Annotated in this window: 10 protein-coding genes and 1 pseudogene; 2 read left to right on the top strand and 9 right to left on the bottom strand. The window is 63.2% G+C overall.

Annotation, left to right across the window (positions count from 1 at the left end; all coding sequences use genetic code 11):
• From AS156_RS39675 to AS156_RS39640, 8 genes are all read right to left on the bottom strand, one after another.
• Positions 1 to 1,312, bottom strand: a 1,312-nt coding sequence (locus tag AS156_RS39675) for a UDP-glucose dehydrogenase family protein (RefSeq protein WP_066515858.1), incomplete at its 3' end; no start/stop codon positions are given.
• Between the two features lie 357 nt (positions 1,313 to 1,669).
• The gene (locus tag AS156_RS39670) at positions 1,670 to 2,734 is read right to left on the bottom strand and encodes a glycosyltransferase family 4 protein (protein ID WP_245313267.1); all 1,065 of its coding nucleotides are present in this window, start codon (positions 2,732 to 2,734) and stop codon (positions 1,670 to 1,672) included.
• 121 nt (positions 2,735 to 2,855) lie between these two features.
• Positions 2,856 to 3,785, bottom strand: a complete 930-nt coding sequence (locus tag AS156_RS39665; RefSeq protein WP_066516086.1) for an NAD-dependent epimerase/dehydratase family protein — start codon at positions 3,783 to 3,785, stop codon at positions 2,856 to 2,858.
• 18 nt (positions 3,786 to 3,803) lie between these two features.
• The gene (locus tag AS156_RS39660; RefSeq protein WP_066516084.1) at positions 3,804 to 4,367 is read right to left on the bottom strand and encodes an acyltransferase; all 564 of its coding nucleotides are present in this window, start codon (positions 4,365 to 4,367) and stop codon (positions 3,804 to 3,806) included.
• Positions 4,364 to 5,218 (bottom strand): methyltransferase domain-containing protein, encoded by an 855-nt coding sequence (locus AS156_RS39655; RefSeq protein ID WP_066516082.1) that lies wholly within the window; start codon positions 5,216 to 5,218, stop codon positions 4,364 to 4,366. Before AS156_RS39655 ends, AS156_RS39660 begins: the two co-directional genes overlap by 4 nt.
• A gap of 8 nt (positions 5,219 to 5,226) precedes the next feature.
• Positions 5,227 to 6,315, bottom strand: a complete 1,089-nt coding sequence (locus AS156_RS39650) for a glycosyltransferase family protein (RefSeq protein WP_066516081.1) — start codon at positions 6,313 to 6,315, stop codon at positions 5,227 to 5,229.
• Between the two features lie 3 nt (positions 6,316 to 6,318).
• On the bottom strand, positions 6,319 to 8,157 hold the full coding sequence (asnB, locus tag AS156_RS39645) for an asparagine synthase (glutamine-hydrolyzing) (protein WP_066516079.1): 1,839 nt from the start codon (positions 8,155 to 8,157) through the stop codon (positions 6,319 to 6,321).
• A gap of 2 nt (positions 8,158 to 8,159) precedes the next feature.
• Positions 8,160 to 9,713 carry a lipopolysaccharide biosynthesis protein gene (locus AS156_RS39640; protein WP_066516076.1) on the bottom strand — a complete coding sequence of 518 codons (1,554 nt, stop codon included), beginning with the start codon at positions 9,711 to 9,713 and terminating at the stop codon, positions 8,160 to 8,162.
• Between the two features lie 272 nt (positions 9,714 to 9,985).
• Between AS156_RS39640 and rffA the strand changes: the two are divergent.
• Both rffA and AS156_RS45515 read left to right on the top strand, forming a co-directional pair.
• A pseudogene (gene rffA / locus AS156_RS39635) lies at positions 9,986 to 10,783 on the top strand (dTDP-4-amino-4,6-dideoxygalactose transaminase); the annotation flags it as partial.
• 3 nt (positions 10,784 to 10,786) lie between these two features.
• A partial coding sequence (locus tag AS156_RS45515) for a DegT/DnrJ/EryC1/StrS family aminotransferase (protein WP_283807969.1) occupies positions 10,787 to 11,091 on the top strand: 305 nt, incomplete at its 5' end.
• A gap of 20 nt (positions 11,092 to 11,111) precedes the next feature.
• Here AS156_RS45515 and AS156_RS39630 read toward each other — a convergent pair.
• Entirely contained in the window at positions 11,112 to 11,843 is a 732-nt protein-coding gene (locus AS156_RS39630) for a hypothetical protein (protein ID WP_245313266.1), read from the bottom strand.
• Positions 11,844 to 11,921 lie beyond the last annotated feature (78 nt).

Here is an 11,921-nt window from a genome sequence, read left to right as displayed (position 1 = left end):
GCGGCAGCGGCGCGCGGCCGACGCTGTCATAGGCAAAGCCGTGCGCGGCCATGTCCTCGGGGCGATAGATGTTGCGCAGGTCGATCACGACCGGCTGCTTCATGTCCGCCTTCAAGCGCTCGAGATCGAGCGTGCGGTACTGCACCCATTCGGTGACCACGACCATGGCGTCGGCACCCTTGGCGCACTCATAGGCATCGTCGCAATACTCGATGTCGGGCAGCTCCTTGCGGGCCTGCTCCATGCCGACCGGGTCATGCGCACGCACCCTGGCGCCCATGTCGAGCAGGCCGGTGACGAGCGGGATCGACGGCGCCTCGCGCATGTCGTCGGTGTCGGGCTTGAAGGTGAGGCCGAGCACCGCGACGGTCTTGCCGCGCAGGCTGCCGCCGGAGAGGTTTGCGACCTTGCGCGCCATCGCGCGCTTGCGGATGTCATTGACGCCGAGCACCGCCTCGACGATGCGCAGCTGCACATCGTGGTCCTGCGCGATCTTGATCAGCGCGCGGGTGTCCTTCGGGAAGCAGGAGCCGCCGAAGCCGGGGCCCGCATGCAGGAACTTGGAGCCGATGCGGTTGTCGAGCCCGATGCCGCGCGCGACTTCCTGCACATCGGCACCGACTTTCTCGGAGAGATCGGCGATCTCGTTGATGAAGGTGATCTTGGTCGCGAGGAATGCGTTGGCGGCGTATTTGATCAGCTCCGCGGTGCGCCGCGCCGTGTACATCACCGGCGCCTGGTTCAGCGACAACGGCCGATAGACATCGCCGAGCACTTTGCGTCCGCGCTCGTCCGACGTGCCGACCACGATGCGATCGGGGAATTTGAAGTCGCGGATCGCGGCGCCCTCGCGCAGGAATTCCGGATTGGAGGCGACCACGACGTCGACCGCGGGATTGGTCTCGCGGATCAACCGCTCGACCTCATCTCCGGTGCCGACCGGCACGGTCGACTTGGTGACGACGACGGTAAAGCCCTTGATGGCCGCAGCGATCTCGCGCGCGGCGCCGTAGACATAAGTGAGGTCGGCGTGGCCGTCGCCGCGCCGCGACGGCGTGCCGACCGCGATGAACACCGCGTCGGCCTCAGCGACGGGTGCCGCCAGATCGGTGGTGAACTCGAGCCGCTTGGCCTTCACATTGGCTGCGACCAGCGCGTCGAGACCGGGCTCGAAGATCGGGATCTCGCCCCGATGGAGCGCTGCGATCTTGCTCGCATCCTTGTCCACGCAGGTCACATGGTGACCGAAATCCGCAAAACAGGCGCCCGATACCAGCCCCACATAACCCGTGCCAATCATGGCGATGCGCATGAGCAACAGTCTCCCATCTAAGCATCCGTCTTCTAGTATGGTTTTACGTATAAGGGAACAGCCTCATCCGTACTAATATGCGTTGCGGTAGCTCGTTGATTGATCTTTGAGCTATGTCGTTCGGGTACAGCATCGCTGGCGCGAGGACTTCTTGTTTTCAGATACTGTCGTGCGGACTCGCACCCATCATGAATCGTACAACTCTGATTGAAGATAGATTACTTCATCGACGCGCTCACAAGCCCACCTCCGTTCAATATGTCCTCCGTTAGCCAATTTGCAACGACAGCAGGCAACGTATGCCTACGATCGTCGCCCTCCAGCATGATCGATAAGTCCGACCAGGCAAAAAAACGCTCATCGCCCAGTAGAAACGGCTGCTGCTTGCGACAGAATCGCCAGCTGAATTGTGTCTATGAAATGGATCGCAAAAGCTCTTACGCGCTCCCCGACACGCGCCTGAAGATCACGGACGACCACGGGTCCCGCCTGCTCCAATACCTCGGACATATGATTGGCCAAAGCTTCGGCATCGTTCGCCGCAAAATATCTCGCAGCTTCCTCAGTCTGCTCGCGATGGACGGGGATGTTGGACAGGATCATAGGCGAGCCGAATGACTTAGCCTCCTCCACAGTCGTACTCCACCCTTCGCATTGAGACGGATTGATGAGTGCCACCGACGTTCGAAGCAAGGCATAGACATGATCCAGCGGGATCATTCCGAGATGACGAAAGTTCGTACCAAGCCCGCGCGCAGCGACGTCTCTCATCGCGTTGTGGAAATATTCAGGCTCGCGCGGATCATGAGTGCTGCCCGAGGCGGCAACGACGGCATCGACTCCACGCTGCTTGAGTAGACCAAGCGCATCGATGACCAACTGATGGTTCTTGTGCCGCCAGAACTGGTTTGGCAGGTAAAGAAAGCGTTGCGGCAGGCCATATCGCGCGACGATGTCAAACGCATCTGTTGTAAGGCTGTCCGATGGAGGTTCGGTCGCGAAGCGCACGACGGAAACACCGTTCGTTACGCCGGGATAGAACCGTGTGAGGTCGCCGAGCGCGCTTACACTGCTCAGCATGATGTGGCGCCCCGAGGCAATCTGGGCCCGGAATCCGAGATCGCGTCGCCAATAGGCCTGCCTGGAAAAAAGATTCGGTAGCAGGCGATGCTGGAAATCGGGAAACCACGCAATCGCTGGAAATGGCAGACGCCACCCAAAGAAGCGGGCCGATTCAAACACGATGTCGATCTGGTGGGCACGGAACTCCGCGACGGCAGGACGATCTATTCCGAACGCGAGTGCACTAACGAGGCCATGACCAGCGCGATCAAACGCTCGCGACTGAAAGATCTCAACGCCTGGAATTTGGCCGAGTGCCGCTATTTCAGCGGCGTCATCGTTCTTCCCGGCAAAAAGCACGGGCCGGACCTCGCCGGGGCGGTACCGGTGCAACGCCTCGAAAAGATTACGTTGATAGTTGTATCCTCCCGCCCACGCGCGTCGGGGAATATGAGTGAATGCGACCCGCAGTGGCTCTCGCTTAGCCACGCGCCTGCCCCTTGAACCATGCCACATAATCGGCAAGGCCGCGATCGAGCGGAATTCGCCAATCGAAACCAGAATGGCGCAGCCGGTTGTCGTCCGCCAACAGGCTCGCGGGATCGCCAGGCCGACCAACCCCGGAGTAGTGCACGACCGTGTTACTGCCCCAGTGCCGGACGAGACCGTCTGCGATATCGGCGACGCTCGTCCCGCGACCGGAGCCACCGTTCACGATGCGGAACGCATGCTCTGGCGAGGTCGCTGTGAAGCCGGTCATCAGCCTAGCGACATCACGAACGTCCGTCCAGTCACGGATTTCGCCGCCCGTTCCGCCAAGATGCAACGCCTCCGACTGCGCCTTCAGCCGCGAGCAGATGTCCCACAACAGTTGCTTGCGCAGATTGGGCCCATAGACCGAGAACAGCCGCACGATGGTGCAGGAAAGACCGAACGTCCGTGCGTAGCTCTGGCACAATTGCTCCATCATCAGCTTGTGCTGGCCATAGGGCGACATCGGAGTCGGGACGGCGATTTCGGGGATCGGACCGACATGGTCGGCCCCATAGACAGCCGCGCTCGACGCCGCGATCAGCGCGCAGTCCGGCGCGGACCCGCGCAGCCATTCGAGCAATCGCGCCGTGCTGGTAACGGTTCGGGAGAAATCCTCGAAGGGGTGTTCGATCGACACGCCAACCGATGATCCGCCGGCTAGATGAAAGATCTGCGTCGGCCGCCCGTGCGCGGCAAGCGCGTTCAGATTGGCGGCATCGATCTCGCCGTTGATCCAGGTCAGCAGGCCGAGGCGGCCGGCTTCGGCTGCGTCGAGCGCCCCATGGCCGACGCCATGGACCGCATGGCCCGCCCCCGCCAGCTCGCGGACGAGATGGCGGCCGATGAACCCGTTTGCACCAGTGACCCAGATGATCATGCGGTTGGTCCAGCCAGACTATGCATCAAGGATCGACCTTACCAGCCGCGCGGGGTTCCCGGCGACCACCGTGTCGTCAGCGACATCCCTGATGACGACCGAGCCGGCAGCCACGATCGCGCGAGCTCCGATCTGAACGCCGCGCATCAGGAAAGCGCCGGCGCCGATCCAGGCATCGTCGTTGATCATGACAGGACGCTCATCAAGGTCCAATTGGCGCGGATGGCCCTTGGTAAACATCTCCTGAATTTGCTTGTGGCGCACCACATGGTCCACGGGATGGGTCAGATTGTCGAAGACGTTGACATCGTGGGCGATCAGAACCCTGTCTCCGATGTGGATCGATCCAGCGGACCAGATCCGCGAATTCTCCCCGACATAACACCACGATCCGATCTCGATCCGTCCGCCATGGGCGAACGTCAAAAGCTCGCCCCGGACAATGCTGTTCGCGCCGATGACGATGCAGTCGCTGTCGCCGCGAATGTTGCGGATGCGTGCCGTCGGCATCAACCTTGCGCGCTCCCCCAGACGGCAGGTCGCACGCCCCAGCATCCGCTGCAGCCAGTAGTCGAGGTTCATCTGATCAACTCGATGCAGGCAATGGCGCGCGCGCAGCCGGCCCTGTCGTCAAGCCGTCCGCGTCCGCTATGCGGGTCAAACGCAGTCGCATCGGCGACGTCGGCTTGCGATGCCCGACGCCAGCCGTTCTTGTCGTAGGCAAAGAACTCCAGTTCGAAGGATGACGGCGCAAACGCATCGATCAAGGTCTGGATCATCTTGCGGTCAAAGAGCTGAAACCAGTTGAAATTGTCGTAGCGCCCATATGGTACGGTGATCAGGCAACGTCCGCCGGGAGCGATGATCCGTCGAAACTCGCGCATCGCATCGACGAAGCCATGCTTGTTGGTTTCCGATTTCGCCGGATCGTTGGTGTAGAGCATCGTATTGTCCAGCCCGACATGCTCCAGGGTCGATATGCTGATGATGGTATCGAACGCACCGTCTTCGAACTTCGTCTTGCGAAAATCTCCGAAGACATAGGAGTAGCCTTGATACCAATAGCACCGCTTTTCCGGCGCCAACGTCATAATCGTCAAATCCGCCTTGCTGAGAGGATGACGGCCAAGAATGTATTCGTGATTGAGCGTCGAGCCGGCATCGAGCATTCGACCGAGCTGCACGCCGTCGCGCCGCAACCGGTCGAACAACCACGGATATTCGACGACCCGCTCATCGACTCCGATGCCGAACGCGTCAGGCAACGGGCGCCCCGGTTGGACGGCGGCGGTATCGATCGCAGTCTGAATGCTCGACTTCTTGCGCGTGTAGTAGCCGAACGACCAGGGCTGACGCCCTCTCAGGACGTAGACAGGCAGCGCAACCGCGTCAGCGATCTCCTTGATTCTGAAAACCAGACCGTCAACGTGCATGCCTGCTCCTAGAGGCGCTCCAAAAGCCGTTCAAATAGGGCCCACTGGCGCTCTTTGCCATACAAATCTCTCACCGCTTGCCGTCCTCTCTCGGCTCTCGCCTTCATTTCGTCCCAGTCGCGCAAGCACTTTTCGACCTGGACGAGGCAGTCGTTGCCGGTCTCGTAGATCGCGATCGTCCGTTCGGGGTCCATCCCCTCAGGGTATCGGCCGGCGTCCGACAGGAGCAGCGCCCCGCACCCCATCGCCTCGAAGCAGCGCATGTTGCCGCGATCGCTGCCGGCCATGTCGATCGCGCCGTTGAGCACGATTTTCGCCGATCCGAACAGCGCATACAAATCCCGGCCGAACACCGGCGGCCGCGCGATGTGGGCGATGGCGTCGGGGCGCCTGTGCTTGCCCAACGGCAACAATCGGCCGATCGCGCTTTCGGCAAGCCGTGTCAGCCGTGAGGCGTCGAGGCAGAACACGATCTCATGACCGGAAGCAAGGCCCGCCACCTGTTCGAGGGTCCGCCCTCGCGCGCTGTGGTGCCGCGAATAGCCGCCTACGAACGCCACGTCGATCGGCCGCTCGCCATGGTCGTATTCCTCCATCACAGGATCGATCGCCGGGAAGAACAGTTCCGCCCGGCATCCCTTGCTGCGCCAGGACTCGAGGATCGAGGGGAAGTTCCCAAGCACCGCGCCATAGGCCGTCAGATCGGCGTTACCCGACGGCGCCGCGCGCCAACAGAGCGTGGTCTTCACGCAGCCGGGAAGCTTGGCCACGAACGCGCTTGGGTAGCGCACCGGATCGAGGTTATAAAACACCTCGGTCCCGTGGTGCTCGATCTGCGCGAGCAGGATGGCCTCCAGCGTCGGTGTCCCCGGCATGCCCTGCGCACGCGCCCACTGGCGCTGCAGCACCTCGTCGTCGCCATTGGTGAAGAAGGCGTCAAGCGAGCCATCCAGCACCGGCTTCAGGATGTGCGGGGCGCCGAAGCGATCCTGCAGGAATACGTCGCGCCGCGCTTCGAAGCGAGACGCGTTCTGCGCGAGCTCGTTGAGACGCGGCAGATAGGATGGATAGAGGCCGCTATTTTGAAACAGGCGCATCGCTTATGCGTACCTAGCCAACATCCATTTCATGTTCAGATACGGCCAGACCCGGCCGACCGTCTCCCAATCCCAACTCTGCGACGCGGTCAAGCGACCGACTATCTGGCGAAGCGGCGCCTCGTCGACGATTGCGGCAAAGACCGGAACTTTCCGATCGAGCAGATCCGCAGTCCAATCGGACAATGGTCCGTTGAGCCATTCCGGCATCGGCGAGTTGAATCCGACCTTGCGGCGCCCGGTGCGGATGCTTTCGGGCATCAGGCCCGCCATCGCCCGGCGCGCCACCATTTTGGTGGAGCCATCCGCCGATTTGCTCGTTTCCGGCAGCGCCATCGTGTAGGTCACCAGCCGCCAGTCTGTGAACGGCATCCGGACCTCGATCCCGTGCGCCATCGAGAGCCGGTCGAAATTGCGCAGGATGGTGGGCAGCGTGGTCGAATGGAACATGCGATAGAGCCGCCGGTTCAACGCACCCCACTCGCGCGGCAACTCATCATCTTCAGCCACCAGCCGAAGTGGTGCGGGAATGTTCGACAGACCGCCGCGCAGGAAATAGTGCCCCTTGCGCCTGATCATCTGCGCCCGCAGGAGATCGACCCCGCGTTGCGCCATCGGCAATCGCGAAGTGAGCGAGGCCGCTGCGTTCCTGATCCGGAACGCCGCTGATTGCCCTTCCTGCAGATAGGCGCCCATCAATTCATCCGCCCCGTGGCCGTCGAGCGAGACCGTGACGTTCTGGCGCCGCACTTCGCGATAGATCAGCCACGCCGCGCTCGGCAGGCTGATATAGACGTCGTCATTGTCGTCGAGGATCCGGTCGATGTCGGTGAGAGCATCGCATCGCCCGATCTCAAGGAAGGTCGGCTGAACCTCGGCCCAGGTGGCCGCCTCCTCGGCCATCGGCCGCTCGTCGTTGATCGCGCCCGGAAATGTCGCAACGAAAGCGTGGCGCCACGCGGTGCTGTCACGCGGCCCCATCCCGGCCTTCTCGTGTTCCGCCATCGCGCAGATCACCGCGGACGAATCGAAACCGCCGGACAGGCATGTGCCGATCGGAACGTCGCTGCGCATGCGCAAGGCCACGGAATCCTGAAACAACTCGCGAAAGCGCGCCACACGTTCGGCTTCCGTGCTCGGGACATCAGGCAGATGATCCACGGTTCGCCACCAGCGGCGCACCTCGATGCGCCCCTGCCGCAACCACATGCAGTGGCCGCCCTGCAGGCGGCGCAACTCGCGGAACAAGGTCCGCTCGCTGCCTTCGATCCCGAACGGATCGAGCAGCAGACGCCGCGCCACATCGGTATCGATCGACGCGTCAACGAGCCCGCTCCGCGCCAGAGCCCGCTGTTCCGAGGCGAACACGAAGCGCTCGGACGACAGCGCATAGAGCAGCGGCTTGATACCGAAGCGGTCGCGCGCAAGGAACAATTCGTCCGTGGTCGTATCGTAGATCGCGAGCGCCCACTCGCCGTTGAAGTGCGGCAGCATGTCCTCGCCCCATGCCTGCCAGGCGGCAAGAATCACTTCGGTGTCGGACTGGCTGCGGAACACCGCGCCTTTCGCCTCGAGCTCGCGCCGCAACTCGAGGAAGTTGTAGATCTCGCCGTTGTAGACGATCACATGGCGACCATCGCCCGACACCATCGGCTGATAACCGCCCTCACCCGGATCGATGATCGCGAGCCGACGGTGGCCGAAAGCCAGGTTGCGCTTCGCATTGAACCAGGCACCGTGGCCCAACGGACCGCGATGCGCGATCAGATTGGTGAGCCGCGAAATCTCGTCCAGCTCCACAGGGGCGCCGTGCAGATTTACGATGCCTGCGATACCGCACATGTCTAGATGGCCTTGAAGGGCAGGAAGCGAGTCACGATGGCACGGAGATCCCGCCAGCAGACGGCACGATAGGGGCCAAGTTGCGATACGGCGACCGCGACAACAAAGATGGCCGCCGCCGACACCGCGTAGAGCGACACCACATACCACCATGACGGCGCGCGGTCGAATGATGCGTGTCCGAACTGGGCACGCAGGACCAGTGAGGTCACAATCCCGCAGCCGAGCGGTATCAGGACGAAATGGACGACGCGCGACCAGATATCGGCAAGCCTGAAAGTCCTGCGCAACAGGAAGACCGTGGTCGCCATCTGCGCGATCATGCCGACACAGGTGCTCCAACCGGCGGCCTGCCAGCCGAAATACGGCAACGCGATTGCACTGGTCGCCAGCGTAAAGATGCCCGTCAGCAACGAGATCAACGCGTTGGAACCGGACCGCCCCTGCGACAGCAGGTAGAAGGCAAACACATTGGCGCTCGATCCCAGTATTCCGCTGATCGAGAGCACCACCAGCACCAGTTGGGCTTCAGCGGCCACCTCGGATCCGGTCCAGCGATAGAGCAGCGCTCCGGCGACGGGGATGAGGCCGCCGAGCGCGCTTGCGGCGAGCACGTTGAGAATCCAGGACGACCGCAACAGCAGGTCGACCTTGCGATCCTCCGCCTCCTTCTGCAGCGTGCTGAAGAACGGGAACAGGATCTCGCCAATCTTCAGCACGCCGATATAGACCGCCTCCTCCAGCCGCTGCGCGACACTGTAGAATCCGACGAATTGCGGCTGCAGCAGCGCGCCGAGCAGGTAGCGATCCGCCTGGCCTGCAAACAGCGCGCCGCTTTGCGCCGCCAGTTGCCAGCCTCCGAGCCTCACCAGCGCGTGGAGCGCATTACGATCGAGCGCAGGCCGCGCCAACCAGCCGCCGATCGCGCGCCGCGACCATCCGGCCGCCATCAGAAAATTCGTCGCAAAGCCCAACGCCTGGCAACCGAGGAAGGTCGAGGCGCGCGGCGCCAGCGGGATCAGCAGCAGCATCGACATCGTCGTCACGAAGGTGCCCGTGATGCTGATCGACGCGATCCGCCGATAATCCTGCCGCGCCGTGAACAGGGAGAGGAAAACCGCGAACAGGCATTGGAATAGCCAGCCGGCGCCGGCCAGCGCGAAAGCAAGCCCAAGGTCGGCGGCGGCCGGTCCGTCCAGATGAAATCCCAGTCGCGCAAGCGGCGCTCCGGCAAGAGCAAGCAGTGCCGCGATCAGGCAGCCCGCGACGAGGGCAAGCGCCAGCGCGGTCGCAAAGTAACGCCGCGCTTCGTCGCGATCCGACGGCGCCAATCTTTGCGCAAGTTCGCGCGCCGTCGACAGGCCGAGCGCATTGCTGAACATCAATGCCGGCGCAACGCAGGCCGTGACCAGACCCGCAACGCCGAACGCAACGAGGCCGAGACGGTAGATCACGAAGGGCAGGATGGCGAGGTTGAGCAGCACCGCGACCGCGAAGGCGATCGCATTCCATGCCGAGTTTCCGAGCAGATCCGACGGACCTTTTTTCAACGCCATGCCAGCTTTCGGGCCATCGCTTCGATGCGCCTCAAGTGCCTCGTCCATCAAGGCAAAACCCCTTCAGCATCGGGACCGGGCTAGCAGCCGGCGCCGTGATTGTCGAGGGCGGGTGGACGGCGCCCCGGCCCGGCCGCCGCTGGCGCGAATTGGCCGTTGATTCCGCGCGCCGAAACCGCCTATCTGGCATCGTCCGCACGCAATTCGACTGACATCGCAAGGCTGAAAGCAGCACCGTGGCCACTGACCCCATTCCGTTCAACCGGCCCTACATGACCGGAAAGGAGCTCGACAATATGGCCGAGGTGCAGCGCGCCCGGCACCTGTCCGGCGACGGCAGCTTCACCAAGCGTTGCCACCACTGGATCGAGCAGCAGACCGGCTGCGCCAAGGCTCTCCTGACCCATTCATGTTCGTCCGCGCTCGACATGACGGCGCTGCTGCTCGATATCGCCGACGGCGATGAGATCATCATGCCGTCCTTCACCTTCGTGTCGACCGCGAATGCGTTCGTGCTGCGCGGCGGCGTGCCTGTTTTCGTCGACATCCGCGAGGATACGCTCAATCTCGATGAGCGCCTGATCGAGGCCGCGGTCACGCCGCGCACCCGCGTGATCGCGCCGGTTCACTATGCCGGGGTCGGCTGCGAGATGGACGCGATCATGACGATCGCAAGACGGCACGGGCTCGCCGTCGTCGAGGACGCGGCACAAGGTCTCGCGGCTTCCTACAAGGGCCGTGCGCTGGGAGCGATCGGCGATCTCGGCACGTTCAGCTTCCATGAGACCAAGAACGTGATTTCCGGCGAAGGCGGAGCGCTGCTGGTCAACGACCCAGCGCTGGTGCAGCGCGCCGAGATCATGCGCGAGAAAGGCACCGATCGCGCCCGCTTTTACCGGGGCGAGATCGACAAATACACTTGGCAGGACGTCGGCTCGTCCTACTTGCCGAGCGAAATCAACGCCGCATTCCTGTCGGCACAACTCGAAGAGGTCGAACGCATCACACGCGAGCGGCTCACGCTGTGGCAGCGCTATCATGCAGGGCTGGAAGAGCTGGAGCGGCGGGGGNNNTCCGCCGGCCGATCGTGCCGGCAGACTGCCGGCACAATGGTCATCTGTACTACGTGCTTCTGGCGCATGGCGTGGACCGCCAGATGGTTCTGCGGAAGCTCAAGGACAACGGCGTCAGCTCCGTTTTCCACTATGTGCCACTGCATTCGTCGCCGGCCGGGCAACGGTTCGGCCGTGCCCACGGCGATCTGTCGTTGACGACCTCCCTATCGGAACGGCTGATCAGGCTGCCGATGTGGGTCGGGCTGACCGAAGGCCAGCAGCAGCGCGTTTGCGACCTGCTCGGCACCATCCTCGAGGCGTGACCGACGTCCCCGGACAGGCTTCAAAGCCCGTCCGGCTCGCCGTTCTTCGGCGTCGACCGTGGCGTAAACGGCGCGTAGGACCCGTCGAGCGCGCCGGCGACCGGTTGCGGCGCCGGCATTGTCGGGCTGCGCGCGGGCGCCGCAGCCGTCCCATCCTGCCGTTGCAACGTGAGAACCTCGCTGCGGCCGGCCTTCTTGAAGGTGACTTCCCGGCCCTGCACGGCGCTGAGCTGCCAGCCCGCTTGCGTGTCGCCCTGACGCAGGCGAACGATCTTTTGGGTCGTCTGGTCAAGGAAAACGGCAATGGCATCATCGTCACCGACGACCGCCCCGATCAGCGCCAGTGCGGGACGGTCCGGTACGGCCGGGGCCGGCAGCGGCTTGATCGCAGACTCCGTCGGCGGCGCGACGACCGCAGGCTGCGGCGGCCGCCGCGAGGCCGAGAAGATCGGCCGGGCAACGGTTGCCGTCAGCATCGACAACGGCACCGACCACAGCGAATTGCCGCTCTGCATCGCTTTGGCCGGCTCGCGATTCGGCCGCGCGAGCGGTTTCAGACCGCCCACATCGACGGAGTCGGAGCCGTCCACGATCCGGTCGACCGGAAGGACATCAAGGGACGACGAGGTCGCGGCCCTGGGCTGCGGGAACACGCAAACCGACAGGGTCGCGCCCGACAGCAGCGCGACAAACCAAATTTTGGACCGCTTAACCATTCTGAACCCGCCGCGCGCAATGCGTTTGCGCCGCAACCAATTGATGGAGTGTACTCGCCGGAGCCCATTCCATCAACCAAGCAGGATGATTCGTCGCCAACCCCAGCCCGGGTG

Origin of the sequence: Bradyrhizobium macuxiense (assembly GCF_001542415.1) — a bacterium.
GTDB lineage: Bacteria > Pseudomonadota > Alphaproteobacteria > Rhizobiales > Xanthobacteraceae > Bradyrhizobium > Bradyrhizobium macuxiense.
The sequence above is the reverse complement of the archived record's forward strand: the minus strand, read 5'-3'. Positions and strand labels throughout refer to the sequence as shown.

Excerpts from the sequence above, each read along its gene's own strand:
- AS156_RS39655 (WP_066516082.1), bottom strand. The coding sequence starts at position 5,218 with ATGCACGTTGACGGTCTGGTTTTCAGAATCAAGGAGATCGCTGACGCG.
- AS156_RS39640 (WP_066516076.1), bottom strand. The coding sequence starts at position 9,713 with ATGGCGTTGAAAAAAGGTCCGTCGGATCTGCTCGGAAACTCGGCATGG.
- AS156_RS39665 (WP_066516086.1), bottom strand. The coding sequence starts at position 3,785 with ATGATCATCTGGGTCACTGGTGCAAACGGGTTCATCGGCCGCCATCTC.
- asnB (WP_066516079.1), bottom strand. The coding sequence starts at position 8,157 with ATGTGCGGTATCGCAGGCATCGTAAATCTGCACGGCGCCCCTGTGGAG.
- AS156_RS39660 (WP_066516084.1), bottom strand. The coding sequence starts at position 4,367 with ATGAACCTCGACTACTGGCTGCAGCGGATGCTGGGGCGTGCGACCTGC.
- AS156_RS39650 (WP_066516081.1), bottom strand. The coding sequence starts at position 6,315 with ATGCGCCTGTTTCAAAATAGCGGCCTCTATCCATCCTATCTGCCGCGT.